This is a genomic window from Arthrobacter alpinus (assembly GCF_900105965.1).
GTDB lineage: Bacteria > Actinomycetota > Actinomycetes > Actinomycetales > Micrococcaceae > Specibacter > Specibacter alpinus.
The window spans coordinates 1,739,352-1,766,351 of record NZ_FNTV01000001.1 but is presented as its reverse complement, the minus strand read 5'-3'; the positions used below and the strand labels follow the sequence as shown (position 1 = coordinate 1,766,351).

21 protein-coding genes and 2 rRNA genes are annotated in these 27,000 nt (G+C 61.0%); 18 read left to right on the top strand and 5 right to left on the bottom strand.

The features are described 5' to 3' along the window. The first annotated feature begins 323 nt into the window (after positions 1–323). The 13 genes from BLV41_RS08285 (at position 324) to BLV41_RS08225 (ending at position 15,777) form a co-directional block, all read left to right on the top strand. Positions 324–3,494: ribosomal RNA gene (locus tag BLV41_RS08285) — 23S ribosomal RNA — on the top strand. Between the two features lie 238 nt (positions 3,495–3,732). Beyond that, a 5S ribosomal RNA gene (gene rrf, locus BLV41_RS08280) occupies positions 3,733–3,849 on the top strand. A 287-nt stretch (positions 3,850–4,136) separates the two neighbouring features. Next, on the top strand, positions 4,137–4,625 hold the full coding sequence (locus BLV41_RS08275; RefSeq protein WP_074711311.1) for an SRPBCC domain-containing protein: 489 nt from the start codon (positions 4,137–4,139) through the stop codon (positions 4,623–4,625). A 104-nt stretch (positions 4,626–4,729) separates the two neighbouring features. Next, complete coding sequence (locus tag BLV41_RS22465) at positions 4,730–6,970, top strand: hypothetical protein (RefSeq protein WP_074711310.1); 2,241 nt, start codon at positions 4,730–4,732, stop codon at positions 6,968–6,970. Then, positions 6,960–7,970, top strand: a complete 1,011-nt coding sequence (locus BLV41_RS08265) for an HAD-IIA family hydrolase (protein WP_074711309.1) — start codon at positions 6,960–6,962, stop codon at positions 7,968–7,970. The genes BLV41_RS22465 and BLV41_RS08265 overlap by 11 nt, the downstream gene beginning before the upstream one ends. Then, positions 7,967–8,173 (top strand): hypothetical protein, encoded by a 207-nt coding sequence (locus BLV41_RS08260; RefSeq protein WP_074711308.1) that lies wholly within the window; start codon positions 7,967–7,969, stop codon positions 8,171–8,173. The genes BLV41_RS08265 and BLV41_RS08260 overlap by 4 nt, the downstream gene beginning before the upstream one ends. Beyond that, positions 8,170–8,994, top strand: coding sequence for a TlyA family RNA methyltransferase (locus BLV41_RS08255; protein WP_044571876.1), 825 nt, complete (start codon positions 8,170–8,172; stop codon positions 8,992–8,994). Before BLV41_RS08260 ends, BLV41_RS08255 begins: the two co-directional genes overlap by 4 nt. Before the next feature lie 89 nt (positions 8,995–9,083). Next, on the top strand, positions 9,084–10,157 hold the full coding sequence (locus BLV41_RS08250) for an NAD kinase (protein WP_083360667.1): 1,074 nt from the start codon (positions 9,084–9,086) through the stop codon (positions 10,155–10,157). Next, positions 10,157–11,884 (top strand): DNA repair protein RecN, encoded by a 1,728-nt coding sequence (gene recN, locus BLV41_RS08245; protein WP_074711307.1) that lies wholly within the window; start codon positions 10,157–10,159, stop codon positions 11,882–11,884. The genes BLV41_RS08250 and recN overlap by 1 nt, the downstream gene beginning before the upstream one ends. Positions 11,885–11,944: 60 nt before the next feature. Next, positions 11,945–13,651: a CTP synthase gene (locus BLV41_RS08240; RefSeq protein ID WP_044571880.1), complete on the top strand. Its 1,707-nt coding sequence runs from the start codon at positions 11,945–11,947 to the stop codon at positions 13,649–13,651. Continuing rightward, the gene (locus BLV41_RS08235) at positions 13,652–14,344 is read left to right on the top strand and encodes an NUDIX domain-containing protein (protein WP_074711306.1); all 693 of its coding nucleotides are present in this window, start codon (positions 13,652–13,654) and stop codon (positions 14,342–14,344) included. It begins immediately after the preceding gene. Between the two features lie 86 nt (positions 14,345–14,430). Then, complete coding sequence (locus BLV41_RS08230; protein ID WP_139244441.1) at positions 14,431–15,327, top strand: site-specific tyrosine recombinase XerD; 897 nt, start codon at positions 14,431–14,433, stop codon at positions 15,325–15,327. Between the two features lie 51 nt (positions 15,328–15,378). Continuing rightward, positions 15,379–15,777, top strand: coding sequence for a rhodanese-like domain-containing protein (locus BLV41_RS08225; RefSeq protein WP_074711304.1), 399 nt, complete (start codon positions 15,379–15,381; stop codon positions 15,775–15,777). A gap of 94 nt (positions 15,778–15,871) precedes the next feature. Here BLV41_RS08225 and BLV41_RS08220 read toward each other — a convergent pair whose 3' ends face one another. The 3 genes from BLV41_RS08220 to BLV41_RS08210 are packed head-to-tail and all read right to left on the bottom strand — an operon-like array spanning position 15,872 to position 18,050. Beyond that, a complete protein-coding gene (locus BLV41_RS08220; protein ID WP_044571890.1) occupies positions 15,872–16,276 on the bottom strand; it encodes a RidA family protein in 405 nt (134 codons plus the stop codon). Continuing rightward, positions 16,273–17,034: an IclR family transcriptional regulator gene (locus BLV41_RS08215; RefSeq protein WP_074711303.1), complete on the bottom strand. Its 762-nt coding sequence runs from the start codon at positions 17,032–17,034 to the stop codon at positions 16,273–16,275. The genes BLV41_RS08220 and BLV41_RS08215 overlap by 4 nt, the downstream gene beginning before the upstream one ends. Continuing rightward, a complete protein-coding gene (locus tag BLV41_RS08210) occupies positions 17,031–18,050 on the bottom strand; it encodes a sugar kinase (RefSeq protein ID WP_074711302.1) in 1,020 nt (339 codons plus the stop codon). The genes BLV41_RS08215 and BLV41_RS08210 overlap by 4 nt, the downstream gene beginning before the upstream one ends. Before the next feature lie 215 nt (positions 18,051–18,265). Here BLV41_RS08210 and BLV41_RS08205 point away from each other — a divergent pair, with 215 nt between their 5' ends. From BLV41_RS08205 to BLV41_RS08185, 5 genes are all read left to right on the top strand, one after another. Then, entirely contained in the window at positions 18,266–19,612 is a 1,347-nt protein-coding gene (locus BLV41_RS08205) for a type III PLP-dependent enzyme domain-containing protein (protein WP_083360666.1), read from the top strand. 3 nt (positions 19,613–19,615) lie between these two features. Beyond that, entirely contained in the window at positions 19,616–21,250 is a 1,635-nt protein-coding gene (locus tag BLV41_RS08200; RefSeq protein WP_074711301.1) for an N-acyl-D-amino-acid deacylase family protein, read from the top strand. Beyond that, complete coding sequence (locus BLV41_RS08195; protein WP_044571898.1) at positions 21,247–21,882, top strand: bifunctional 4-hydroxy-2-oxoglutarate aldolase/2-dehydro-3-deoxy-phosphogluconate aldolase; 636 nt, start codon at positions 21,247–21,249, stop codon at positions 21,880–21,882. The genes BLV41_RS08200 and BLV41_RS08195 overlap by 4 nt, the downstream gene beginning before the upstream one ends. 25 nt (positions 21,883–21,907) lie before the next feature. After that, positions 21,908–23,302 (top strand): GntP family permease, encoded by a 1,395-nt coding sequence (locus BLV41_RS08190; protein WP_074711300.1) that lies wholly within the window; start codon positions 21,908–21,910, stop codon positions 23,300–23,302. Positions 23,303–23,508: 206 nt separating this feature from the next. Next, a complete protein-coding gene (locus BLV41_RS08185) occupies positions 23,509–24,477 on the top strand; it encodes a type IV toxin-antitoxin system AbiEi family antitoxin domain-containing protein (protein WP_170835441.1) in 969 nt (322 codons plus the stop codon). A 111-nt stretch (positions 24,478–24,588) separates the two neighbouring features. On the opposite strand, the gene BLV41_RS08180 is transcribed toward BLV41_RS08185, so the two are convergent. Continuing rightward, the gene (locus BLV41_RS08180) at positions 24,589–25,401 is read right to left on the bottom strand and encodes an IclR family transcriptional regulator (RefSeq protein ID WP_074711299.1); all 813 of its coding nucleotides are present in this window, start codon (positions 25,399–25,401) and stop codon (positions 24,589–24,591) included. Continuing rightward, positions 25,398–26,999, bottom strand: coding sequence for a beta-N-acetylhexosaminidase (locus BLV41_RS08175; RefSeq protein ID WP_074711298.1), 1,602 nt, complete (start codon positions 26,997–26,999; stop codon positions 25,398–25,400). Before BLV41_RS08175 ends, BLV41_RS08180 begins: the two co-directional genes overlap by 4 nt. Between the last annotated feature and the right edge of the window lies 1 nt (position 27,000).

Below are 27,000 nucleotides of genomic sequence, written 5' to 3'. Positions count from 1 at the left end.
TATGTGTTTGGCACACTGTTGGGTCCTGAAACAACAACTGTTTCGATCCGCACCCCTGTGGGGTGTGTGGTTGAAGGGGTTGGTGTGTTTCTGGTTTCCCGCACACAACGGATCCACCGATGAAACACTTTTGCGTGTTGTTGGGTGGGGATGTGTGTGGTGGGGTTGTTGTTTGAGAACTACATAGTGAACGCGAGCATCTTTATAAAGAAGCAATTTCTTTGAGATAATTAGAACCTGGATCTGATGCTGGTACACCTTTTGGGTGTGGTGGTAGCGGTTTTCATGGTTCTCTCGATAAGTAAGAGTGACAACTTGTGTGTTGTCAAGTTTTTAAGGGCACACGGTGAATGCCTTGGCATTAGGAGCCGAAGAAGGACGTAGGAATCTGCGATAAGCCTCGGGGAGTTGATAACCAAACTTTGATCCGAGGGTGTCCGAATGGGGGAACCCCGCCACCGGTTGCAAGACCAGGTGGTGACCCGCATCTGAATATATAGGATGTGTGGAGGGAACGTGGGGAAGTGAAACATCTCAGTACCCACAGGAAGAGAAAACAAAAGTGATTCCGTTAGTAGTGGCGAGCGAACGCGGAACAGGCTAAACCGTGTCATGTGTGATAGCCGGCGGGCGTTGCATGGTGCGGGGTTGTGGGACTTACCGTGACGGATCTGCCGGTTCGTTGAGGGGAATGGTGCATGTATAGGTGAACGGTTTTGAATGGCCGACCGTAGAGGGTGAGAGTCCCGTAACTGAAATGCAGTGCACTCCCTTAGGTGAGTATCCCAAGTAGCACGGGGCCCGAGAAATCCCGTGTGAATCTGTCAGGACCACCTGATAAGCCTAAATACTACCTAATGACCGATAGCGGACAAGTACCGTGAGGGAAAGGTGAAAAGTACCCCGGGAGGGGAGTGAAATAGTACCTGAAACCGTGTGCTTACAATCCGTCAGAGCAAGCGTGCACCTTGGTGTAGTTGTTCTTGTGATGGCGTGCCTTTTGAAGAATGAGCCTGCGAGTTAGTGTTACGTCGCGAGGTTAACCCGTGTGGGGAAGCCGTAGCGAAAGCGAGTCTGAATAGGGCGAGTGTAGTGGCGTGATCTAGACCCGAAGCGAAGTGATCTACCCATGGCCAGGTTGAAGCGCGTGTAAGAGCGCGTGGAGGACCGAACCCACTTCAGTTGAAAATGGAGGGGATGAGCTGTGGGTAGGGGTGAAAGGCCAATCAAACTTCGTGATAGCTGGTTCTCCCCGAAATGCATTTAGGTGCAGCGTTGCGTGTTTCTTACCGGAGGTAGAGCTACTGGATGGCTAATGGGCCCTACAAGGTTACTGACGTCAGCCAAACTCCGAATGCCGGTAAGTCAGAGCGTAGCAGTGAGACTGTGGGGGATAAGCTTCATAGTCGAGAGGGAAACAGCCCAGACCACCAACTAAGGCCCCTAAGCGTGTGCTAAGTGGGAAAGGATGTGGGATTGCTTAGACAACCAGGAGGTTGGCTTAGAAGCAGCCATCCTTAAAAGAGTGCGTAATAGCTCACTGGTCAAGTGATTCCGCGCCGACAATGTAGCGGGGCTCAAGTACACCGCCGAAGTTGTGGATTTCAAACATTGCCCTAGCCATTAGGTTCGTCCTGTGGTTCAGGGGTTTGGAGTGGTAGGGGAGCGTCGTGTAGGCATTGAAGTCGCAGTGTGAACTAGCGGTGGAGCCTACACGAGTGAGAATGCAGGCATGAGTAGCGAAAGACGGGTGAGAAACCCGTCCGCCGAATGATCAAGGGTTCCAGGGTCAAGCTAATCTGCCCTGGGTAAGTCGGGACCTAAGGCGAGGCCGACAGGCGTAGTCGATGGACAACGGGTTGATATTCCCGTACCGGTGAAGAACCGCCCATATTGAACTAAGGATACTAACCACCCAAACCACTAATTGCGTGCCTTCGGGCCAGGATTGTGTGGGGAGCGTGGGACCTGACTTAGGGAGGTAAACGTATTAACAGGTGTGACGCAGGAAGGTAGCCGAGCCGGGCGATGGTTGTCCCGGTCTAAGGACGTAGGAAACACGATAGGCAAATCCGTCGTGTTGTCTTCAATGACGATTCTGAGATCTGATGGGACCCCCGTAGGGGGGAATTCGGTGATCCTATGCTGCCTAGAAAAGCATCGACGTGAGGTTCAAACTGCCCGTACCCCAAACCGACACAGGTGATCAGGTAGAGAATACTAAGGCGATCGAGAGAATTATGGTTAAGGAACTCGGCAAAATGCCCCCGTAACTTCGGGAGAAGGGGGGCCTGCCCCGTGAAGAAGATTTACTCTTCATGAGCGGGTGTGGGCCGCAGAGACCAGGGGGAAGCGACTGTTTACTAAAAACACAGGTCCGTGCGAAGTCGCAAGACGATGTATACGGACTGACTCCTGCCCGGTGCTGGAAGGTTAAGAGGACCGGTTAGCTCAACTTGTTGAGCGAAGCTGAGAATTTAAGCCCCAGTAAACGGCGGTGGTAACTATAACCATCCTAAGGTAGCGAAATTCCTTGTCGGGTAAGTTCCGACCTGCACGAATGGAGTAACGACTTCCCCGCTGTCTCAACCATAAACTCGGCGAAATTGCAGTACGAGTAAAGATGCTCGTTACGCGCAGCAGGACGGAAAGACCCCGAGACCTTTACTATAGTTTGGTATTGGTGTTCGGAGTGGCTTGTGTAGGATAGGTGGGAGACTGTGAAGTCACGACGCTAGTTGTGATGGAGTCATCGTTGAAATACCACTCTGGTCACTTTGGACATCTAACTTCGGCCCGTAATCCGGGTCAGGGACAGTGCCTGATGGGTAGTTTAACTGGGGCGGTTGCCTCCTAAAAAGTAACGGAGGCGCCCAAAGGTTCCCTCAGCCTGGTTGGCAATCAGGTATCGAGTGTAAGTGCACAAGGGAGCTTGACTGTGAGAGGGACACCTCAAGCAGGGACGAAAGTCGGGACTAGTGATCCGGCGGCACATTGTGGAATGGCCGTCGCTCAACGGATAAAAGGTACCTCGGGGATAACAGGCTGATCTTGCCCAAGAGTCCATATCGACGGCATGGTTTGGCACCTCGATGTCGGCTCGTCGCATCCTGGGGCTGGAGTAGGTCCCAAGGGTTGGGCTGTTCGCCCATTAAAGCGGTACGCGAGCTGGGTTTAGAACGTCGTGAGACAGTTCGGTCCCTATCCGCTGCGCGCGCAGGAAATTTGAGAAGGGCTGTCCTTAGTACGAGAGGACCGGGACGGACGAACCTCTGGTGTGTCAGTTGTACTGCCAAGTGCATCGCTGATTAGCTACGTTCGGATGGGATAACCGCTGAAAGCATCTAAGCGGGAAGCCCGCTTCAAGATGAGATTTCCATACACGTAAGTGTGAGAGGCCCCCAGCTAGACCACTGGGTTGATAGGCCGGATGTGGAAGCGAGGACTAAAGACTCGTGAAGCTGACCGGTACTAATAGGCCGATAACTTACACAACACACACATCTTTATACACAAAGATTGCTCGCGTTCACTATGTGGTTCCCAACCAACAAACCCAGGCGTTTGTTCGTTGAAACCAAAAAAACAGGGTACCCCTGTGAGAACCCCCACCACATCAGTGGTGAAGGACCATCACCAGGACCCTGTACAATAAAATACTGTTGTTCCATAACAAGAACACCCAACAAGCCACCCAACCCCAGCAACAGCTGACGGTTCAGGGGAACGAGTTACGGTGGTCATAGCGTGGGGGAAACGCCCGGTCCCATTCCGAACCCGGAAGCTAAGACCCACAGCGCCGATGGTACTGCATTCGTGAGGATGTGGGAGAGTAGGACACCGCCGGACAACACGTAAAAAGAAGGTCGAGGCCCCACACCAGCAATGGTGCGGGGCCTCCCTCACTTAACAAACAAAACACCAAACCCACCACCACCCAACGACCACCCGCCACCAGGTGGCCACACATGCTTAAAGACCCATGTGTCGGCCAAGCGCCCGGGACACCGGCCAGAGTTCAGAAGGCCACATGCCGTGTGAGGAATCGCATCCCATGGCGACTGATGGCTGTAGCGATACATCCCGCTGGTCTCCGGGGAAGAATATTTGACCTGGTTCAGGAGTAAGGTTGGCGGATGCAGAATCTTTTTTCCCATGCCCATGAGCCCGACTATGTGTCACCTCTGGATGCTAAGCCCTACGAAGATTCGGTGGTCATCGATGTACCGCAGGATCAGGCCTTTGATGGCTTCACTGATGCTGTGCATCTCTGGTGGCCGGTGGCAGAACTGAGCGTGTTCGGTGAAGGGAGCCATGTTGCGATCCTTCGTGATCATCTGGTCGAAGAATCAGAAGACGGAGATGAGATGGTTTGGGCGGAAATTCAGGAGTGGGACTCACCTGGGTTCATCCGACTTCACTGGACATTGGGAAGCGAAGAACTGGGAACTTCGGACGTTGAGATCCATTTTGATGTTGCCGACGGAGGCCTGACCCGCGTGACAATCCGTTGTGAGCGTGCATTGAGCTCCGAAAGTGACTCGGATAACGTATTTATCTGTGATTGGGCACTCATCTTGGCCAGATACGCCAGATTCATGGGTGGAGCCGCCAAGCTCGACTAGACTGGTAGATGGACCAATGCGTCCAGAGATTTTTCGAAGAACATCAATAGTGAAGAGCGGCTGTTACTGTGCCAGTTAGTGCGCTCGAAGGTTTAGGAGTCGGCATGGCTGAGCATTACGAAGGAAAGCGCGAGGATAATTCTCGCGGACGCGACAACAAGGGTGGCAACGACCGTCCTTACACCGAACGTCCTCCCACTAACGACCGCCAGACGGCGCGTCCCTACTCTGATCGACCCGCCCGCTCCTTTGGCGACCGCGACAACCGCGGTGGCCAGGGTGGCCGCCCGTCAGGTGACCGTCCCGCTTACGGCAACCGCGACGATCGGCCGGCCCGCTCCGGTGGTGACCGTCCCGCTTTCGGTGACCGCAATAACCGCAGCGCAGACCGTCCCATGGTCAATGGACGCCGTGAAGATCGCAAGCCCTTTGGCGACCGCGACAACCGCGGTGGCCAGGGTGGTCGCCCTTCGGGAGACCGTCCTTCCTACGGTTCACGTGATGACCGCGGTGGCCAGGGTGGCCGTCCTTCAGGCGACCGTCCGGCACGCAGCAACGACCGCCCCTATGGCAACCGCGACGACCGCGGTGGCCAGGGTGGCCGTCCTTCAGGCGACCGACCCTCATACGGCGACCGTCCGGCACGCAGCAACGACCGACCCTCATACGGCGACCGTCCGGCACGCAGCAACGACCGTCCTTCATACGGCGACCGTCCGGCACGCAGCAACGACCGCCCCTATGGCAACCGCGACGACCGTGGCGCACAGGGTGGTCGTCCTTCAGGCGACCGCCCTTCATACGGCGACCGTCCCGCACGCAGCAACGACCGACCCTCATACGGTGACCGTCCCGCACGCAGCAACGACCGCCCCTATGGCAACCGCGACGACCGCGGTGGCCAGGGTGGCCGTCCTTCAGGCGACCGACCCTCATACGGTGACCGTCCGGCACGCAGCAACGACCGCCCGTCATACGGTGACCGTCCGGCACGTAGCAACGACCGTCCGTATGGCAACCGCGACGACCGCGGTGCACAGGGTGGTCGTCCGTCAGGCGACCGCCCGTCATACGGTGACCGTCCGGCACGTAGCAACGACCGTCCGTATGGCAACCGCGACGACCGCGGTGCACAGGGTGGTCGTCCGTCAGGCGACCGCCCGTCATACGGTGACCGTCCGGCACGCAGCAACGACCGCCCGTCGGGCGATCGTCCTTCCTACGGTTCACGCGATGACCGCGGCGCCCAAGGTGCCCGTTCATTCGGAGACCGTGACGCTCGTCCCGCACGCAGCAACGACCGCCCGGCCCGCGGCCGCGATGACCGTGGCTCCAGCACGGGTCCCCGCACGGCTCCGGAGCGCAACGCTGCCGACCTGCGCAGCTCCAACCGCCCCGACCGTGAGCGTTCGCCGGAAATCGATCCCGATGTAACTGGTCAGGAACTGGACAAGGTAACCCGCGCCCAGCTGCGTATTTTGGATGAGCGCAACAACGAGTGGGTTTCCAAGCACCTGGTCATGGCCGGCCGCTTGATCGATTTCGTTCCGGAAGTTGCCTTCGAGCATGCGCTGGCCGCAAGCCGTCGCGGTGGCCGTCTGGCCTGTGTTCGTGAAGCTGTTGCCATGACGGCTTACGCCGCCGGCAAGTACGGTGAAGCACTTCGCGAACTCCGCACCTACCGCCGCATCAGTGGTTCCAACGCGCACCTGCCGCTCATGGCCGATTGCGAACGCGGCCTTGGCCGTCCGGACCGCGCACTTGATCTGATCAAGTCTGAGGATGCCGCAACATTGGACACCGCTGGCAAGGTTGAACTGGCCATTGTTGAATCAGGCGCCCGTGGCGACCTGGGCGAGATGGATGCGGCCCTGTCCGCACTCGAGATTCCGCAGTTGGACATCAACCGCGCTTTCTCCTTCAGCCCGCGACTGTTCCGTGCTTACGGCATGGTTCTGCGCGCTGCGGGCCGCAAGGATGAAGCCAAGACCTGGGAGCACCAGGCATTGGTGGCCGAGGAAGCCTTGGGCATCGATGAGGGCACCGACCAGATCATCATGGATCTCGGTGACGATGACGACATCCCCTTGGATGCCCCGCGTGTTCGCGTTTCCGACGTCATGGCCGCACCTGTTGCGCCCGTGATGAACGACGCCGACATCGCCGCAGCTGCCGAACTCACCTTGGGCGATACTCAGGAAGAGGACGAGACAAACGTGGACGACGTCGAGTCCTCCTACTTTGAATCAGATGACGCAGAGTCCGATTCGGACAGCGCCGAAGAAGAAGAGTCCGCCGCCTCGGAAGACGAGGATTCTGACCAGCACAATCACAGTGACAACTAAAACGTTGCTGACTGATTTTGACGCGGTACTGGCTGATCTGGATGGTGTAGTTTACGCCGGCCCCCACGCCATACCGGGTGCGATCGAAGCGTTGAACGCCCTTGAAGGAGTCAACGTGAAGCTGGCGTACGTGACGAATAATGCCTCACGCACGCCAGCGCAGGTCGCAGCTCACCTGCGTGAACTGGGTGCCCCTGCTGACGACGATCAAGTTGTCAGCTCTGCCCAGGCAGGTGCTGCCCTGTTGGCACAGAAGTTCCCTCAGGGCACGAAGGTGCTTGTCACCGGTAGTGCCGCGCTGGCTCAAGAAGTTCAGGCCTTGGGCATGAAGGTTGTTGAAAGCGCCCTTGACGCCCCGGAGGTAGTCATTCAGGGTTTCGAACCGACGCTGGGCTGGGCCGATTTGGCCGAGGCCTCGTACGCCATCAACGCCGGGGCTCTCTGGATTGCCACCAACACTGACATGACGATTCCCCGTGAACGCGGGATCGCCCCCGGAAACGGGAGCCTTGTCGCGGTGGTGCGTGCCGCCGTCGCCCATGATCCCTTGGTGGCGGGCAAGCCGGAGGCGCCGCTATTCCATACTGCCGCCAACCGCCTCGGGGCCACGGCCGCGCTGGTGGTCGGCGACCGGCTGGACACGGACATTCTCGGTGGCAACAACGCCGGGATGGCAACCGCTTTGGTATTGACCGGCGTGGATTCCGGTGCAACGGCCTTGCGTGCCTGCACGGCCCAGCGCCCGGGATTCATCATCCCCACGCTGCCGGACCTTTACCAGCCGTACCCCTCGATAGTGCACGACGGCGCGGAGGTCACCTGTGGTGACGCTGCCGCGACCGTTGAGGTTGCCGAATCGGGGGAGACAACCATGCATATCGCCGGGAGTCCGGAGGATGTTGATTCATGGCGGGCCGCCTGTGCCGCCTGGTGGGCCTTTGTGCCCGAGTCCTCAACCGAGACCAATCCGGTCATCAGCTGGCACACAGAGCTGCCATGACCGTTCCACGGGAGCCCGGGGCAGGAACTGAAAAGTCCCTGCCTACGGGCGATCAGGGCGTTGATGCCTTGATCGCGATGGCTGCTCAGACGGCTCAATTGCCGGCCGATGAGCATAAAGCATTCTATTCTTCCGTCCTTGCTGGGCTCGAACAGGAGCTCAACACTGACCCCCAAACGCACCTGAGCGGAGCCGCATCATGACCCGTCTTGATCAGGAACTCGTCAACCGAGGGCTGGCACGTTCACGCACGGTCGCGGCAACCTTCATCAAGGCCGGCCGCGTCACAGTTGCAGGCAACCCCACCACCAAGTCCGCCCTCCCCGTGGATGCCGACAGTGTTCTCGAGGTGCTTCCCGGACACGAAGAGGACTACGTCTCGCGCGCCGGGCACAAACTTGCCGGCGCACTTGACCACTTTTCCCAGATTACCGTGGCAGGAAAACGCTGCCTCGACGCCGGCGCCTCAACAGGCGGATTCACCGACGTATTGCTGCGCAGGGGAGCGGTCAGCGTTGCCGCCGTCGACGTGGGACACGACCAATTGGTGGATTCCCTGCGGCACGATCCGCGGGTAGAAGTCCACGAGGGCCTCAACATCCGTTATATGCAGCCCGGCGATGTGGGCGCTCTCGCCGACCTCACCGTCTGCGACCTTTCCTTTATTTCCCTGACCAAGGTCATGGCCCCGTTGACTCTTGCCACCAAGCCAGGCGGTGAACTGCTGCTCATGGTCAAACCGCAATTTGAGGTAGGCAAGGACAATTTGGCCCGGACCGGAGTTGTCAGTAGCGAGAATGAACGACGCCGGGCCGTCGCCCTGGTGGCGCAATCAGCCGTTGCCAACGGCCTCTCCTTGGACGGAATTGGGACCAGCTCCCTGCCTGGCCAGGAGGGAAACGTGGAGTATTTCCTGCTCGCCACGCGTGTCGTGTCAGAGCCTGCGCATAAGATCAAAGGGCAAGGCAGCATGGAAGAAGATGACGGTGCGGTGGATAAGCTCTTGGCCCAGCTCTGGCCATAAGCTTGCATGAGGCGCTCTTGCCATGATGTCCTGCTAGCGGTGGATCAGCTTCCGGCAGGTTCGCAATCAACATGATGAGGAAACAGCACATGACACGGCGCGTCTTGATTCTGGCCCACACAGGTCGTGAAGAATCGATGCTTGCAGCCCTCGAGGCGTGCGTTGAGCTTCATGCAAACAATATTGTCCCCGTCATGTACGCCGAGGAATTGGCTGATATGACAGGTTACTTGGGTGTCTCCGGCGTCAAAATGGAGATCCTTGGCCGGGATGTCACGCTGGCTGACATTGAGCTTGTCATGGTCCTTGGTGGTGATGGCACCATTCTGCGAGCCGCCGAAATTGTTCGCGAATATGATGTTCCGCTGCTGGGCGTGAACCTGGGCCACGTAGGCTTCTTGGCTGAAAGCGAACGCGAAGAGCTCATCCAAACGGTCGCGGCCGTGGTCCAGCGCAAGTACTCGGTTGAGGAACGCATGTGCCTGGATGTGGTGGTGAAAGTTGCCGGCAAGGTAGTGGCGCACACCTGGGCCTTGAATGAAGTTGCCCTGGAAAAAGGCAACCGCGAACGCATGATCGAGGTTGTTACCGAAGTCGATGGCCGACCCCTGACCTCCTTCGGCTGCGATGGCGTTGTCATGGCCACCCCCACAGGCTCCACTGCTTATGCCTTTTCTGCTGGTGGCCCCGTGGTGTGGCCCGGTGTTGAGGCTTTGCTCATGGTCCCCATCAGCGCGCACGCCCTTTTTGCCAAGCCGTTGGTGGTCTCACCATCCTCGACCTTGGCTGTGGAGGTTCTCAGCCGCAATGGCGCCTCCGGAGTGATTTGGTGCGACGGACGGCGCACGGTTGACCTGTTGCCAGGGTCTCGGATTGAGGTGACTCGCTCGAGCAAGCCGGTTAATTTGGCCAGGACGCAGCAGTCACCGTTCTCCGAACGGTTGGTGCGAAAATTTGAGCTCCCCGTGCAAGGCTGGCGGGGACCGGCGGAAGAGGTGTCTCCGACGCCAACCACCCAGCTGCCCATCATCAAGACGCCCAAACCCAAGACCGCACTTGAGGGACCTCCCGCAGGGCCCGTTCCACCCGTGCCCGATCTAACCATCCCGCCGCAAGAGACCACGTACTCCGGCACCACCGCCTTCTATGGGGAGGAGCGCTAATGATCGAAGAAATCCGCATCCGGGATTTGGGTGTTATCTCCGAATCCACGCTTCCGCTGGGCCCTGGCCTGAGTGTCGTCAGCGGCGAAACCGGCGCCGGCAAGACCATGGTGGTCACCGCCGTCGGACTTTTGCTGGGTAACCGGGCAGACGCCGGGTCCGTTCGCAACGGTGCCAAGAGCGCGTCAGCGGAGGCAACGCTGACACTGCCGAAAGGCCACACGGCTCTCTTGAGAGCCGTGGAGGCCGGCGCGGATATTGATGAGTTCGACGGCGGAGCGCAGCTTATTCTGGCCCGCACCGTCAACGCCGATGGCCGCAGTCGGGCCCATGTGGGCGGACGCAGCGCTCCCATCGGAGTCCTCAATGAGCTGGGGGAGGCCCTGGTTGCTGTGCACGGGCAATCGGACCAAATCCGGCTCAAGAATCCTTCCGCCCAGCGTGCCGCCCTGGACAAGTTCGCGGCCGAGGCCAATAAGGGCTTTTCCGCGAAACTTGCCAGCTACCGCGGCGTTTTTGAGCGTTGGCGGACCGTGCAGGCTGAACTTGCCCAGTTGCGATCGGAAAGCCGGGAACGGTTGCGGGAGGCTGATTCGCTGACCACGGCGCTAGCCGAGATTGACGCAGTTGATCCACTGCCGTCCGAGGATGAGCTCCTCAAAGCCCAAGCCGTCAAGCTGGGAAACGTTGAGGAACTGCGCAAGGCAACCTTGGGTGCACATGAGGCACTAAGCGCCGCCGACTACGGTGACGGTGTGGACGCCGCCGGCCTTGTTGACACAGCAAAACGGTTGGTGGAAAGTGTTGCGGACGCCGATGAAGAGTTGACGCAGACCACCAAACGCCTCTCCGAGGTGGGCTTTCTTCTGGCCGATATCGCCAGAGACCTGGCCAGTTACGCAACCTCCCTGGACTCCGACGGTCCCGGGCGGTTGGCCGAGGTTGAAGATCGCCGCGGAGAGCTGGCCGTGCTGGTGCGCAAGTATGCCCCCAGTATCGATGAGGTCATCGAGTGGGCTGACACGGCCCGGGTGCGCCTGAACGAGTTGAGTGATGATTCCGGGCGGATCGAATCGCTCGAGGCCGAGGAAGTGGCCGCCCTGGCCGAGTTGGGGGTGTTGGCTGCCGAGGTTACCTCTCTGCGCAAGAAAGCCGCGGACAAGCTCTCGAAGGCCGTCAGTGCTGAACTAAAGGCCCTGGCCATGCCGGACGCCAAGCTGGTCATTGACATCAACACTGCAGAGCGCAGCATCCACGGCGAGGACGAGATCGCCTTCCTGCTGGCGCCTCATGCTGGGGCCTCACCGCGCCCGTTGGGCAAGGGTGCCTCCGGCGGCGAGCTCTCACGCGTGATGCTTGCGCTGGAAGTGGTCCTGGCGGCAGTGGACCCCGTCCCCACCTTTGTTTTCGATGAAGTTGACTCGGGTGTGGGCGGCAAGGCAGCCGTGGAAATCGGGCGGCGCTTGGCCATGCTCGCCGAACACGTGCAGGTTCTGGTGGTCACGCACCTGCCGCAGGTTGCCGCCTTTGCGGACCAGCACATCCTTGTGACCAAGAGTTCTGTGAGTAAAAACTCAACAGGAATAACCACCAGCAATGTGCGGCTTTTGAGCTACGAGGAACGCGTCGTAGAACTGGCCAGAATGCTGGCAGGACAGGAAGATTCGGCGACAGCACAGGCTCACGCCAAGGAATTGCTGGCCCAGGCGGTGCGTCCGCAGCGGTAGTTTGTTGTTGGTCTCAGTCATAAATTAAGTACCGAGCAGCAACGTTTATTGGCTCATTAGATGATAGGCTCGAATTCCGTGGTGCAACGATCAAATTCCCGGTTCAGTGGTCAGTCCAAGACGACCAAACACATCTTCGTCACCGGCGGTGTCGCGTCCTCGCTCGGTAAGGGTCTGACGGCTTCCAGCCTCGGTCACCTGCTGCGTGCACGCGGACTCTCGGTCACAATGCAAAAGCTTGATCCCTATCTCAACGTGGATCCAGGCACAATGAATCCCTTCCAGCACGGTGAAGTCTTCGTCACTGACGATGGCGCCGAAACCGACCTGGACATTGGCCACTACGAGCGCTTCCTCGACGAAAACTTGGAAGGCTCCGCCAACGTAACAACCGGCCAGGTTTACTCCACGGTTATCGCCAAGGAACGCCGCGGCGAATACTTGGGTGACACTGTGCAGGTCATCCCGCACATCACCGATGAAATCAAGCGCCGTATGCGTCTGCCCGCCGAGGGCGAGAACGCACCCGACGTCATCATCACCGAGATCGGTGGCACCGTAGGTGACATCGAATCCCAGCCCTTCATGGAGTCCGCACGCCAGGTGCGCCAAGACGTGGGCCGCAACAACGTGTTCTTCGCTCACGTTTCACTGGTTCCCTACATTGGCCCGTCCCAGGAACTGAAGACCAAGCCCACCCAGCACTCTGTTGCTGCGCTGCGCTCCTTGGGCATTCAGCCCGACGCCATCATCCTGCGTTCGGACAGGGTTCTTCCCGAGGCCATGATGGCCAAGATCGGCCGTGCCTGCGACGTTGATGTTGAAGCTGTCATCGGTTGCCCCGATGCACCGAGCATCTACGACATCCCCAAGACCCTGCATGCCCAGGGCCTGGACTCCTACATCGTGCGTGCACTGGGTCTGTCCTTCAAGGACGTTGACTGGACCAAGTGGGACAAGCTTCTCGAGGTTGTTCACAACCCGGCTCACCACGTTGAAATTGCTCTCGTTGGCAAGTACATCGACCTGCCCGATGCCTACCTCTCGGTTACCGAGGCTTTGCGAGCGGGCGGTTTCGCCAATGCTGCACGGGTCAAGATCCGTTGGGTTCCCTCGGACGAGTGTGCCACCGAAGCTGGTGCCAAGAAGTCATTGGCCGACGTTGACGCCATCTGTGTTCCTGGCGGGTTCGGCATTCGTGGGCTCGAAGGAAAACTCGGCGCCTTGAAGTACGCCCGCGAAAACCAGATCCCCACGCTTGGCCTGTGCCTTGGCCTGCAGACCATGGTCATCGAATACGCACGCAACGTGGTTGGTTTGGAAGGCGCCTCCTCCTCGGAGTTCGACGACAACCCCACCTACCCTGTCATCGCCACGATGGAAGAGCAGCAGGACATCGTTGACGGCAAGGGCGACCTTGGCGGAACCATGCGTCTTGGCCTGTACCCGGCCGTTCTTACCGAGGGCTCGGTTATAGCCAAGACCTACGGCACCACGGATGTTTCCGAACGTCACCGCCACCGTTACGAGGTGAACAACAAGTACCGCGATCAGATCGCCGCCGCGGGACTGGTGTTCTCGGGAACCTCACCTGACGGAAAGCTTGTTGAGTTCGTTGAGCTGCCGGCCAGCGTTCACCCGTACTACGTGTCCACTCAGGCACACCCGGAATTGAGCTCGCGCCCCACCCGGCCGCACCCGCTCTTTGCCGGACTGGTTGCTGCCGCCTTGGCACGCCAGAACGCAACCCGCCTGCTGGAGGTCTAAGTGGCTGGCCTTGGCGCACCGCATCCCGGACAGGGATCCGAAATTGCTCATTCATCGGCCGTGATTGCCGATGAGGAAAGCTACCGGATTTTGCATTCGCAGTCCACGGTGTACCAAGGCCGCATCTGGGACGTCGTCTCAGACACTTTTTCGCTCACCAACGGCTCCACGCCACTGACCCGGGATTACATTGACCATCCCGGGGCAGTGGCGGTGGTTGTGCTCAATGAGCAAAATCAGGTACTCCTGCTGCGCCAGTACCGCCACCCTGTCCAAATGAACCTGTGGGAAATTCCCGCCGGCCTGCTGGACATTGAAGGCGAAGACTTTGTTGTAGGAGCCGCCCGCGAATTGGCTGAGGAAGCCGATCTCGTGGCCGCTCAATGGCATGTTTTGACGGACTTCTTCAATTCTCCGGGTTCGTCCAGTGAAGCCATCCGAATTTATTTGGCCCGCCAGATCTCCTTGGTTCCGGAAGACCAGCGTCATGTCCGCACCGAGGAGGAAGCCGAGATTCAGTTTGCCTGGGTCGACCTCGACGAGGCAGCCGCAGCGGTTTTGGCCGGACGCATTCACAACCCGTCCGCCGTCGTTGGCATTTTGGCAGCAGCCCAAGCCTCCCGCAGCAACTTCGCCGAGCTGCGCCCCGGCAACACCGCCTGGCCTGAACACCCGGCCAACCGCCAGCGGTGACCGCCGCAGTCTCTTCCGTTGCCGGGTCACCCACCCCTCTGCCCTCCACCGCCCTGGGGAGAGCTATTGCGGACTATTTGCTGCACATGGGTGTGGAACGCGGGCTGGCAGCCAACACGTTGCAGGCCTACCGGCGAGATCTCATTCGCTACGAGAAATTCCTTGTGGCGGCCCATGTCACCACGCCCGGCGGCGTCACCCGCGCCCACGTCAGCAACTTTGCCCAGGCCCTGTCCGACGGCGCCGATGGTGGTTCCGTGCTCGGCCTGCGTTCCATGGCCCGCACCATTGTTGCCGTCCGGGGGCTGCACAAATTTTGGGCTTTGGAAGGCGTCAGCGACGCGGACCCGGCCGCCGACGTCCACCCACCCCAAGCCGGCCGCCGCCTCCCCAAGGCCATCAGCGTCCACGATGTGTCGCGTATTCTCGAGGCTGCCGGCAACGATTCGCCAGCTGGCCTGCGTGACGCCGCCATGCTGGAATTCCTCTACTCCACGGGGGCCCGCATCAGCGAAGCCGTTGGTCTTGACGTGGACGATCTGGTCCTGCCGGACGCCACAGTTGACGGACCGTCGCTGGTGCGATTGTTCGGAAAGGGCTCCAAAGAACGGATTGTCCCCATCGGTTCATACGCGCTACGGGCACTTGACGCCTACCTGGTACGGGGCCGTCCGGCGCTTGTGGCCAAAGGAGCTGGAACGCCAGCACTGTTTCTGAACGCCCGCGGTGGCCGAATCAGCAGACAAAGCGTCTGGACCATCCTAAAAACCGTCGCCGAACATGCCAAAGTGGAGGTCGAGGTTTCCCCGCATACCTTGCGCCACTCATTCGCGACGCACCTGTTGGAAGGCGGTGCAGACGTTCGCGTTGTTCAGGAACTGCTGGGTCATGCCTCGGTGACCACCACACAGGTGTACACACTTGTTACCGCAGATACCCTCAGGGAAGTGTACGCCGCGGCCCACCCCCGGGCCCTCGGCTAGGCCCTTCACGCACGGTTAACTGCAGTCGCTTCAGCACTCTAGGCTGGATACATGAGCAACGCCACGGAGTACTTTCGCAACAAACTGGAATTTGAAATCGACGTCATGGAAGTCCACGACGGACTGCCCTTGGAAACGTTTGTCCTCGTAGACACCAGGCGGCACGCCTCCTGGGATCATGGCCACGTACCAGGGGCCCTGCACCTGCCTACCTCGCTGATCCCGGTCCAGGCACCTGTGCTGATTCCTGCGGGGACACCCGTTGTGGTGTACTCCTGGGGACCCGGCTGTAACGGCAGCACCTTTGCCGCTCTGGCTTTCGCCGAACTGGGCTATCCGGTGAAGGAGATGATCGGCGGCATCGAGTACTGGGCCCGCAACGGCCTACCCGTCGAATCAGCTGTGGGCGTCACCTCGGCGGGCACAGACCCGCTGGTCACGGCGGACTAAGCCGTGCACCGCCGTCGTTCTTAAACAGCCAACCCGCAGCAACCAGCGTAGGGAATGATCCTCGCGGGTTGCTGCGGGTTGCTAGTGGGCTCAGTTATGCCGTCACTGCCAAAGCATCGATTTCAACAAGCATGACCTCGTGCGGCAGGTCAACGAAGACCGTGGTGCGGGAGGGGAGTGCGCCGCTGGGGACGTTCTCCTTGATGAAGTCGCCGTAAACCTCGTTCATGGCGGGGAAGTCATCGCGCGTGGTCAGGTACACGCGGAACATGATGACGTCCTCAACGCTGGAGCCGCCGGCTTCCAGAATGGCCTTGACGTTCTCGAGCGTGCGGCGGGTCTGCACGCGGACGTCGCCGGCGCCAATGTACTCATTGACCGTGGGATCCATGGGGCCCTGGCCGGAGACCTGGAACAGGCCACCCTTCTTGACGCCCTGCGAAAAGACGTGGGCCGGAGCCGGAGCGTTTTCGGTCAATACGATTGTTTTCTCACTCATCGAGTGTTCCTTTCATTGGAAACCCAGCCCAAGTCTTTTGAGATGGCCTCGGTTCCTTGTATTAGTACGGGGAGTAGCTTCAGTAAATCTTCATAGCCCAGCATCACCACTGGAACGGAGAACGACGCCGCCCCCACAACACGTGAGGACGCGTCGCGGATCGGTGCGGCAATGCAATGCACAAACGATTCATGCTCAGATTTGTCGTGCGCCCAACCCTGTTCTCGGACCGCCACCAGTTCGGCCAACAACGCCTCCGGAGAGGTGAGCGTGGTCTCCGTCATCTTGACGTAGTCCAGCCCGACGGCGATCTGTTCCTGCCGTGTTCGCGGCATGTCCGCCAGGATCACCTTCGCCACGGCTGCGGAATACAGCGACGCTGTCAGGCCGATCCGGGAATACATTCGGACCGGGTGATGGGACTCAAACTTGTCGATGTACACAACCTCGGCGCCTTCAAGTTGTGCCAAATGCACGGTGTGGCCGGTCGCATCGTTCAGCCGGATCAGGTGCGGGCGGGCAACCGCCCGCAGGTCTCTCTGCTCCAATGCCCGGGAGGACAGCTCAAAGAGCTTGCGGCCAAGCTGAAACTGGCCTGCGGCATTGCGGACCAGAAAATGCTCGGCCTCCAATGAGTGCAGGAGGCGCATCACGGTGGTCTTGTGGACGTCGGAGGTGGATGCCAGCTCATCGAGGGTAGCCGGCTGCTCGGCAAGCTTCGCCAATAGCTCCAAAGCGCGCACAAGGCTCTGGCTCATGTAAGGCTCCTTAGCAGAACCGGTGAATCAATCCGGCCCGGGGCAACGTGAGTTGCGGCCCAGTCTTCCTCGGAACAAGACAGGATTTGGTTCAAGACCTCGGGCATCGGCAACGGGCCGCGGTCGCCGGGCACAGTCAGGGTTGCTGCCGCGCTCAAGTGCCCACGTCGCAACGAGGAACGCTGGTCCAAGCCAAACAGCATGCCGCTGAGGTACCCGGCGGCGAATGCGTCGCCAGCGCCTACCGGTTCCAGCACGGAAACGCTAAGGGAGGGGACTTCAACGCGGGTACCGTCGCGCATCAAGGCGATGGCCGAGGTGTGCGCATTCTTGACCACAATCACCGACGGGTCTGGCAATAGTGCCCGCAGTTCGGCCTCATCATTGGTGCCAAAGGCGGGAATGGCTTCATCGGCACCAACCAGCACGACGTCGGACTGGTTGGCCAGGGTGCGCAGGATGCCCTTGTCCTCCTGAGCCCACAGTGCTTCGCGCCAGTTCACGTCAAAGGAGATGAGCCGTCCGTTGCGGGGAGCGGAGAGAATAGCGGCCAGCATGCGACGGCAACTGGGGGAGAGCGCGGCCGTGATGCCACTGAGGTGGATCAGGCCGGCCTGGGCCAGGAGGGCAGCCGTGGCGGGGTTCTGTAGTAGTTCCGGTCCCATGGCCGAAGCTGCCGAGCCTTGGCGGTAGTACAGGACTGAGCTTTCCCCAGAGTCTGAGTTCGCGGACGCGGGAATCTTCACATACAGGCCGGTAGCGCGGCTGCTGTCCACCTCAACCCCGGTGACACCTACGTCGTGGGACGTGAGGTCATTGAGAATGCGTGTGCCAAATCCGTCGTGACCAACGCGGCCAACCCAGTGGGATTCAACGCCCATGGCGGCCAGTCCCATGGCCACATTGGATTCGGCGCCACCAACTCCATAGAACAGCTCCGTTGCCACAGCCAGGGGGACCTGGTGGGTGGGAGTCAGCATGGCCATCGTCTCTCCGATGCATACAACTGAAAGCATGGACCTTCTGCACTTCCTCTCGCACGGTTCAGGGGGTTGATTGCACCAAAAAAGCACAGGCAGCTTGAGTTTCAGCAGGCTTTGATGTGCTTGGAATCTCATTCTCACCTTGACGGGTGAATCCTGACCATGTTAGACATGCTCTTGGTGAGTTTGCAACTAGCGTTGCAAAATACGCAATGGGTCGGAAAGCTGGCCCGCGAAGGGAAACAGCAATGGGCAGTATGGCAACGGACAACATCAACGCACCCGGCATTGACAATACCGTGGTGGATGCGCTGGATTCGATTGAACTGAGCTGGAAGTTCAAGGCAGTTCCGGCCGCGTCCCACGGCCAAAGCGCCGGAGCCTATGTAGCCTCCGGAGTCTCCTTGGCTGATCTGCAAACGCCGCTGTTGACGCTGGACTCAGCCGCGATGAGTGCCAACGTTGAGCACATGGCGCACTGGTGCGCCGACAAGGGTGTACTGCTGGCTCCCCACGGCAAGACCACCATGGCCCCGCAAATGTGGCGGGAACAATTGGCTCGGGGCGCCTGGGGTATCACCCTGGCCAACGCGTCACAGCTTCGCGTGGGACACGCCTTCGGCTTGCAACGAGTCATGGTTGCCAACAGCCTGACCGATCCGCAGGCCATCACGTGGCTGGCCGGCGCCCAAAGTCCCACCTTCTCCGTAGTTTCCTGGGTTGACTCGCTGCAGACCGTGCAACTTCAAGAAGCCACGCTTTCCAACGTTCCCGGCTCCGTCATCGACGTCATCGTTGAGCTCGGTGGCACCGGCGGACGCACTGGCCTCCGCACGGTTGCGCAAGCCGTGGACGTGGCGCGTGCCGTCCATGCGTCCACTCATCTTCGATTGGTTGGAGTCGGCGGATACGAGGGTTCTCTGGCACACTCGGCCGACTTCGGCGCACTCACCACCGTGCGCGGCTACCTGACACGCGTCAAGGAACTCCACGATCTTTTGCTGAGTGAGAATCTCTATGCCGACGGCGCCGATGTCATCGTCACGGCAGGTGGCAGCGCCTACTTCGACGACGTTGTTGACGTCCTGGGCGGCTGCTCCAACGATGGCGCATCTGGCGATGCCCGGGTGGATGTCATTATCCGCAGCGGCGCCTACATGGTCCACGACGACGGTTTCTACCGTGGTATTTCCCCCTTCGCCAGGGGAGAGCAGGCTGAAGCGGGCAATGCGCCCTTCACCTCGGCCATGCACGCCTGGGCCCGCGTGGTTTCCTTGCCCGAGGCAGGCCTGGCCATCCTCGATGCCGGGAAGCGTGACATGCCCGTCGATGAGGGGCTGCCCGAACCGCAGCTGCTGGGCCGGTCCCTGGGCGGTGAAATGCTTGAGCTCTCCGGGGCCAGCATCAGCGCCGTCAACGACCAGCACTGTTTTCTGCGCTTTGACCCGGCTAAGACCGTTCTGAACATCGGGGACGTGGTGCGCCTCGGGCTGTCCCACCCCTGTACGGCATTTGATAAGTGGACGCTCATTCCCGTCCTGGCCGATGCCGGCAGCGACAACCGCGTTGTGGATCTCATCCACACGTTCTTCTAAACCGTGACAAGGGAAACCGCACCCGCAGGGCGAACCGTCATTTCCAACGCCAGTGTTGTTGACGGAAGCGGCGCGCCACGGTTCGCCGCCGACGTCGTCCTGGAGAACGGGAAGATCGCGAGCATTTCCGCGCCGGGCACCCATGCAGGGGAAGCCGGCGCCATAGATGCGACGGGACTGGTCCTCAGCCCCGGGTTCATCGACATGCACGCGCATTCGGACCTGCAACTGTTCATCCACCCGGACCACCTGGCCAAACTCAGCCAGGGTGTCACCACGGAACTCCTGGGCCAGGATGGGCTCTCCTACGCCCCGATTGATGACCTCACGCTGGCCGGTGTGCGGCAGAAGATTGCCGGCTGGAATGAAAACCCAGCCGACTTCGATTTCAACTGGCGCACGGTGGGGGAGTACCTGGACCGTCTGGACACCGGAATTGCCACGAATGCCGCTTATCTTGTGCCGCAGGGTACGGTTCGCGCCATGGTCATGGGCTTTGGCGATGATGCTGCGGACGACACCGCGATTGCCGCCCAGCAGGCAGCGATCCGGCAAGCCATGGAGGAAGGCGCCGTTGGCATGTCCTCGGGCCTGACCTATACGCCCGGCATGTACGCGACCACCGAGGAACTAGCGCAGCTTTGTTCCATTGTGGGCGAGTTCGGCGGCTTTTACGCCCCCCACCACCGCTCCTACGGCAAGGGTGCACTCGAGGCGTACGACGAGATGATTGAACTGAGCCGCCTGACCGGATGCGCGCTGCACCTCTCACACGCCACCATGAATTTTGCACCCAACAAGGGCAGGGCTCCGGAGTTGCTCGGACTCATCGACAGGGCTCTGGACGAAGGCGTCGACATCACCCTTGACACGTACCCTTACCTTCCGGGGGCCACCACGCTCTCCGCCATCCTGCCCAGCTGGGCTTCGGCTGGCGGCAGCATCGACACGATGGCTCGCTTGCGGGATCCCCATACGCTGGCCCAGATTCGTGAAAACGTGGAAATCTATGGCTCCGATGGTTGCCACGGCGTGATCGCCGAATGGGAAACCCTGGAAATTTCCGGCGTGCAGAACCCGGAACTGGACGGCTTCGTGGGGCAGACGGTGGCAGAGATTGCCGAAGCCAGCGGAACCGACCCCTTTGACGTCTTCGTCGATATCTTGTTGCGGGATGAGATGGGCACCGGCATCCTGCAACACGTGGGGCACGAGGAAAATGTCCAGGCCATCATGGTCCACCGCACCCATTGTGGCGGCAGCGACGGAATTCTGGTCGGCGCCAAACCGCACCCACGGGCGTGGGGAACGTTCCCACGCTTCCTTGGCCACTACGGCCGGACACTCGGTCTGCTCACGTTGGAAGAGATGATCCACCACCTGACAGGCCGGCCGGCCGGCCGGCTGAAGTTGCACGAGCGCGGACTGGTGCGTACAGGCTACGCAGCCGATCTGGTGCTCTTCGACCCGGACACCATAGCCGACACCGCCACATTCCAAAATCCCCGGCAGAGCGCCGCGGGAATCCACTACGTCTTTGTCAACGGCACCGCCGCCATCCGTGCAGGGGCGCCCACCGGCGCACTAGCCGGGCGGGCATTGCGCCGTACACCGGAAGGAACACGATCCACCCCATGAACAACACCGAATTCATCGCCCGGCTCGAGGCGGACCGCACCATCGCCGTCGTCCGCGCCCCTGAAATTGCAGACGCTGCCGAGCTTTGCCGTGCCCTTGTTGCCGGCGGCATCACCGGCGTCGAACTGACTTACACCACGCCAAATCTGCTCAAGCACGTTGCCCGGGCTGCAGAAACAGCGGCAGAGCATGGTGCCATCATCGGTGTAGGCACGGTCCTCACCGCAGAGCAGGCCAAGGCTGCCATCGATTCCGGTGCACAGTTTCTTGTCACCCCCGGCATTCGCCCGGACGTTGCGAAGGTGGCCGCAGATGCGGGCATCCCCTTCTCTCTGGGTGCCCTGACCCCCACAGAGGTGGCCATGGCACTTGACCTGGGGTCCGCCGTCGTCAAGATCTTCCCGGCCCGCGCCCTGGGCCCGGGATACCTCAAGGACCTTCAAGGTCCTTACCCCGGAGTGAAGCTGCTGCCCTCCGGCGGCATCGATGCTGCCAACGCCAATGACTACCTGGCGGCCGGGGCCATTGCCGTGTGCTGTGGCACCGCAGTGGTTCCCCCCGCCGTGGTCGCCGCAGGCACCTGGGCCGACATCACAGAACGCGCCGCAGCGTTCACCAGCATTCTTCGCTAATTTTCTTCGTCACGAAAGTTTTCCCATGACAGATTTCATTAACTGGCTGCACCATGACACGGCAGGGCTTTTGCTCCTGGCCGGCGTGGGCATCGCCTTATTGCTGGTCTTGATCATCAAAATCAAGCTGGAACCGTTTATTGCGTTGTTGGTGGTGGGTGTCCTGGTGGCCCTGGCTGGTGGCGTGTCCGTGCCTGACCTGGTCGGCTCGGCCACTAAGAGCAGCGACGCCATCATTGAAAAGGGTTTCGCCGGCATCCTGGGCCACATCACTGTCATCATCGGCCTGGGCACCGTGTTGGGTGCCATCCTCGAGCGCTCCGGCGGTGCCGAGGTGCTGTTGGGCCGGCTCGTTAAAATCTTTGGCGAAAAGGGCACACCCCTGGCCATGGGTATCACCGGCTTTGTGCTGGGCATCCCCGTCTTCTTCGACATTGGCATCTTTGTGCTGGCACCGCTGGTGTACGTGGCCGCCGTCAAGGGTGGAAAGTCGTTGGCGCTCTATGCCTTGCCGCTGCTGGCCGGCCTGTCCGTGACCCACGCATTCCTGCCGCCGCACCCGGGACCTGTAGCTGCAGCCGGACTATTCCATGTGGAACTGGGTTGGATCATCATCATGGGCCTGGCCTGCGGAATCCCGGCCTGGTTCGCCTCCGGCATTCTCTGGGGAACCTGGATCGGCAAGCGTGTCATGGTCAACGTCCCCGAGGACAGCGTCCTCGAGGAGTCCGAGAAGGCCAAGGCTCTGGGTGACCCTGCGCTGGGAACGGTCCTGCTGGCCATCGGTGCCCCGATGATCCTGATTTTGGGCGGCACCTTCGGCAACATCGCACTGCCCGACAGCGGATTGCGCACCACCTTGCAGTTCCTGGGCAACCCGGCCATCGCCCTGACCGTGGCCGTGCTGTTGGCCATGTGGCTGCTGGGCACCCGCCGCGGTATGAACCGCGATGAACTGGCCGAGCTGACGTCGTCGTCATTGCGCCCGGTGGGCATGATCTTGCTGGTGGTTGGTGCAGGCGCATTCTTTGGTGCCGTGCTTGGTGCCACCGGCGTTGGCAAGGCCGTGGCCGATTCGCTCTCAACAGCTGGTCTGCCTCTCCTGCTCTCCGCATTCGTGATCTCGGCTGGCATGCGGATCGCCCAAGGTTCGGCAACTGTGGCCATCGTGACCACCGGCGGCATCCTCGCGCCGAGTGTTCTCGCTGCCGGGTACTCACAGCCGCAGATGGCGCTCATTGTCATGGCCATCGCGTCAGGTTCGGTTATCGCCAGCCACGTCAACGATGGCGGCTTCTGGATCATCTCCAAGTACTTCAACATGTCGGTCAAGGACACGTTGAAGACCTGGACTGTCCTTGAGACGGTGCTTTCGGTGGTTGGATTCGGCATGGCCGCTTTGATCTGGCAGTTCGTCTAGCAGCTCCAAGCGTTCGACGCCGGTCCCTCCTCCACTCGAGGGCGTGCCAAACAGCTGAGGGCCCATGAAATTTCATGGGCCCCGAACTGTTTGGCACGCCCTCGGCGCAAGGGCGGTGTCGCCGTCGTGGATTGGCGGGGCGTAGTTATCCACAAGCGCGCCGCACCTACGTTGAATTGGTTTGGCTGCAGGGCGATGCTGGATCCATGGAAACGCGGGATCTGGCCAACAGAATCACCCGGGACTGGCCCGCCGGGAAAACCATTGCCAACACGGCGCAGCTGACCGCAGCCGGGCTTGGCCCGCAGGTGTTGAAGGCAGCAAGGTCCTGCGGCCTGCTGTTTCGCATCAGGCACGGGGTCTACATCCGTATGGTGGAGTGGCAGCAAAGGACGCCGTGGGAACAGGACATGCTTATGCTTCGCGCCCATGCCCTGGCCACTCACTCAAACGCCTGTTACAGCCATCTCAGTGCCGCCCGTTTGCTGGGGCTGCGGGTGTGGAATGCAGGCCGCGAGATTCACGTGAGCTCACCTTCGTCGTTGTCCGCCACCAGCAAGGTTCGGGGCGTCACGGTGCACCGGCGCACTGTGGCACCGGAACAGCTGATGCGGATTCGGCACCGCCACATGGGGATGGTCCGCCTCACGTCGCTGGAGCAGACAATTGTTGACTGTGCCCGGACGGCCCCCTTTGTCACGGCAGTCATCATCGGTGACAGCGGATTGCACCAAGGTGCCAGGCTTGACGCTATGCTCGCGCTGCTGGGCACACTTGCCGGCCACCGCGGAGTTGCGGCGGCGCGGAAGGTCATTGCCGCCCTGGACATCGGCTCAGAGTCGGCGGGGGAAACCCGGACCAGGCTGCTGATATCAGGAATGGACATCCCCGCCCCGGAGTACCAAGTGCGGATAATTGTCCGGGGAAACGCCTACCGGGTGGACGGCGCATGGTGGGACATCAAATTGGCCTTGGAGTTTGACGGCAAAACCAAGTACTTCGACTTCAAACCCACGGAGGAGGTCATCTATGAGGAGCGGCTGCGTGAACGCGAACTCATGGAAGCGGGGTGGAGCTTCATCAGGGTGGTCTGGGCGGATCTGGCGGACCCCGAGCTTCTGCGGCGGCGCATCAAATCTGCCATGGCGAACGCGCAGCGGCGGATGATTGACTAAGCGTATCCACGCCAGAGTGCGCTGACGGCGTGCCAAACAGTTGAGGGCCCATGAAATTTCATGGGCCCTCAACTGTTTGGCACGCCGTCGACGGAGGAACGCCTGCCGGTGTTACGTCAGCAGGGCCGCCGCACGGCGCGAGCCCAGTTTCACCGAGATGCGCAGCCCCACCGCGGCCGCCATGGGCCCCACCTCGCGCACCTTGGCCGGTGTCATGCGGGAGGTCAGCGAGGAGACGCTCAATGCCGCAACAACGACATCGTCGTGGTTGAAGATGGGTGCCGCAACGCACCGGACCTCCGGCTCGTTCTCCCTGTCATCAATCGCGTAGCCGCGGCGGCGCACGGCTGCGAGCTCCTGACGCAGCGCAGCCGGGTCGGTGATGGTCTTGGGCGTAATGGGAGCAAGCGGCACAGACAGGATCGACGCCACCACCTCCTCGGAGCTGTAGGCCATGATCGCCTTGCCCACGGCCGTGCAGTAGGCGGGCATGGTGGCGCCCACGCGGGATGCCATGCGCACGGTGGCCTCGTCCTCCACCTTGTCCAGATACACCACCTCGTGGCCGGAGAGGACCACCAGGTGAACCGTGTTGGCGGTCTTGCGCATCAACGAGCGCAGCTCCGCATTGGCGGCACTGCGCAGGTCCAGCGAATCAAGGTACGACTGCCCCAACCGCAAACTGCCAAAGCCCAAACGGAACTTGCCGCTTTGCCTGTCCCGCTCCAGGAGGTTCTCATCGATGAGGGCGGCGCTCAGGCGAAGCACGGTGCTTTTGTTGATGCCCGAACGCTTGGCCAGCTCCAGCAGGGACATGCCTTCGGGATCTGTCGGTTGTTCGGCCACGGTGGACAACAGGCTTAGCGCCTTGCGAAGGGACGACGACGAGTTCCGCTTCTCGCTGGTGTCTTCCGGATCGCTCACTGCGCTGCAGCGGCGAGTGCCGCCTGCTCCGCCTCGTAGTCTCGCTTCCAGCCTGCAACGCCGGGGCGCTGCTGCCAGGGGTGCGGGCCGTCCAGTGGCCGGAATTCCACGCCCATGGCGGAGAGCCGGTCCAGGTGTGCAGGGGAAAGCCTGGCCGCGAAGTCAGCGTAGTCGCGTGTGTCCGGGTTGGACCAAAACACTTCTGCGATGGCGCTCAAGCGGGGGAACGCGGCATAGTCAATTCGCCGTGCGGACGGCAGGTGCTCCGTCCAGATGTTGGCCTGGGCACCCAGCAGCCGGCCCGGGAAGTCCCGGCCGTCGGCGTCGGGCATGGGGTCAAAGTTGTAGACAGACTCAAGGGTGGTGACGTAGCCCACCGGGACGGGTTCCTCATCCAGGGCAGACTGGCGGTGGTCCAAGTACATTTTGTGTTCGGGGCACATGACCACATCGTAGCCCTTGGCGAGGGCATCCAGGCCGCCCTCGTAGCCGCGCCAGGAGGCGACCAGGGCGCCGTCGGGCAGGCCGACGTCGCCAATCTCGTCCCACACGCCGGACTTGCGCCCGTGCTGGTGCAGATGCTTGGCCAGCTGTCCCACGAACCAGCCGTGGAGCCCGGCCACGGAGTCGTAGCCAAGATCGGCGGCCGCCTGAAGCGCGAACGGGCTGGCGTTCCACTGATCCAGCGGAACCTCGTCGCCGCCCAGGCTGATCCAGGGGGAGGGGAAGATGTCCATGACCTCATCGAGCACGTCCTTGTAGAACTGCACCGCATAGGCGGTGGGTTCCAGGACGTTCTCGTTGATGCCCCACCGGGTCCACACCTCAAGCGGCTTGCCGGGCAGGCCCAGCTCCGGGTAGGCGGCAATGGCTGCCTGGGAGTGGCCGGGGACGTCAATTTCCGGGATGACTGTAATGTTCCGGGCGGCGGCGAACGCCACAATCTCGCGCAGGTCTTCCTGCGTGTAGAAGCCGCCGTGCGGGGTGGAGTCAAAGATGCCCGCCCGCCAGGCGCCCAGATTGGACTCCTTGCGCCAGGCGCCAACCTCGGTCAAGCGCGGGTACTTCTTGATGTCCACCCGCCAGCCCTGGTCATCCGTGAGGTGCAGGTGCAGCACGTTGAGCTTGTGCGCGGCGACGACATCGATGAAGCGCAGCACGTCATTCTTGGGGATGAAGTGCCGCGCCACATCCAACATGATCCCGCGGTAGCTGAAGCGGGGCCTGTCCGTGATGACGGCGGTGGGCAATGCCCAGGACGCGGCCGTGGGCGCCTGGCGCAGTGCCGCCGGACCCAGCAGCTGGCGCAGGGTCTGGGCACCGTACATGGCGCCGGCATTGTCCGATGCCGTGATCCGCACAGCCGTGTCAATGGTCAGTGTGTAGCCCTCAGGCTCCACCTCGGGGTCCAGGACGAAGGCGATGGTGGCGGCCGGCGCATCCGCCAGCTCCCATCCTGTGGCGGCACCGAGCGCGGACACAAACCAGCGCCGGGCGGCGGCCAGTTCGGGAGATGAGGACACGGACGTGGCCGCATCAAGGCGCAGGGTGGAACCCGTTGCGGTGAAGGAGCTGGGGGCGGGGATCAGGGAATGCATG

Coding starts and splice junctions, on each gene's coding strand:
- BLV41_RS08260 (WP_074711308.1), top strand. CDS start 7,967: ATGACCGTTCCACGGGAGCCCGGGGCAGGAACTGAAAAGTCCCTGCCT.
- BLV41_RS08215 (WP_074711303.1), bottom strand. CDS start 17,034: ATGAGCCAGAGCCTTGTGCGCGCTTTGGAGCTATTGGCGAAGCTTGCC.
- BLV41_RS08185 (WP_170835441.1), top strand. CDS start 23,509: ATGGAAACGCGGGATCTGGCCAACAGAATCACCCGGGACTGGCCCGCC.
- BLV41_RS08175 (WP_074711298.1), bottom strand. CDS start 26,999: ATGCATTCCCTGATCCCCGCCCCCAGCTCCTTCACCGCAACGGGTTCC.
- BLV41_RS08250 (WP_083360667.1), top strand. CDS start 9,084: ATGACACGGCGCGTCTTGATTCTGGCCCACACAGGTCGTGAAGAATCG.
- BLV41_RS08220 (WP_044571890.1), bottom strand. CDS start 16,276: ATGAGTGAGAAAACAATCGTATTGACCGAAAACGCTCCGGCTCCGGCC.
- BLV41_RS08205 (WP_083360666.1), top strand. CDS start 18,266: ATGGGCAGTATGGCAACGGACAACATCAACGCACCCGGCATTGACAAT.
- BLV41_RS08230 (WP_139244441.1), top strand. CDS start 14,431: ATGGGTGTGGAACGCGGGCTGGCAGCCAACACGTTGCAGGCCTACCGG.
- BLV41_RS08225 (WP_074711304.1), top strand. CDS start 15,379: ATGAGCAACGCCACGGAGTACTTTCGCAACAAACTGGAATTTGAAATC.
- BLV41_RS08195 (WP_044571898.1), top strand. CDS start 21,247: ATGAACAACACCGAATTCATCGCCCGGCTCGAGGCGGACCGCACCATC.
- BLV41_RS22465 (WP_074711310.1), top strand. CDS start 4,730: ATGGCTGAGCATTACGAAGGAAAGCGCGAGGATAATTCTCGCGGACGC.
- BLV41_RS08275 (WP_074711311.1), top strand. CDS start 4,137: ATGCAGAATCTTTTTTCCCATGCCCATGAGCCCGACTATGTGTCACCT.
- BLV41_RS08210 (WP_074711302.1), bottom strand. CDS start 18,050: ATGCTTTCAGTTGTATGCATCGGAGAGACGATGGCCATGCTGACTCCC.
- BLV41_RS08255 (WP_044571876.1), top strand. CDS start 8,170: ATGACCCGTCTTGATCAGGAACTCGTCAACCGAGGGCTGGCACGTTCA.
- BLV41_RS08190 (WP_074711300.1), top strand. CDS start 21,908: ATGACAGATTTCATTAACTGGCTGCACCATGACACGGCAGGGCTTTTG.
- recN (WP_074711307.1), top strand. CDS start 10,157: ATGATCGAAGAAATCCGCATCCGGGATTTGGGTGTTATCTCCGAATCC.
- BLV41_RS08240 (WP_044571880.1), top strand. CDS start 11,945: ATGATAGGCTCGAATTCCGTGGTGCAACGATCAAATTCCCGGTTCAGT.